This is a genomic window from Rhizobium sp. 18055, assembly GCF_902706285.1.
GTDB lineage: Bacteria > Pseudomonadota > Alphaproteobacteria > Rhizobiales > Rhizobiaceae > Rhizobium.
In genome coordinates, this window is sequence record NZ_CACSKD010000194.1 from 1 (window position 1) to 480 (window position 480).

The following is a 480-nucleotide window of genomic DNA, read 5'->3' on the forward strand; positions in this document are numbered from 1 at the left end:
ATCATGTACAGATGCGGCGCGTCGATGCCGCCCTTGCCACCAAACAGCGAGCGCAGCGACTGGTGGCTGAAGTTGGAGCGCGCCAGCCACAGTGCGTAGCCCGCAGTGAAGTTGGCCGCCAACGGCACCTGCTGGCCGTGCAGGGTTACTTCCGAGACCTGGTAGGGATCGTGGATCTCCAGTTCCGGCTCGTCGTCGTGCAGCACTTCCCACAGGTTCTTTCCCGAGAAGCGCAGCAGCACCGTCATCGAAGGCGAGGGCATCTCGCTCCAGCTCTGCGCGGCCGGGGTGCTTGCCTGCGCGGAGGGCGTCGCTGCCGAAGGCGGGGTGGCCGTGCTGCCAGCCGGATCGTCCATCACCGCCAGCATCAGGCGCGCGGTGTTCACGTCGCCGTTCTGCATCAGCCACCACCAGTAGTCGTCCTGCTCGGTGCTGAACACCAGCTTCGTGCCCTGGTAGGACAGGCGCGCCTTGAGGATC

General features: G+C 65.8%; 1 pseudogene. It reads right to left on the minus strand.

Annotation, left to right across the window (positions count from 1 at the left end):
• Positions 1–480 (minus strand): annotated as a pseudogene (locus GVL52_RS28685) (hypothetical protein); the annotation flags it as partial.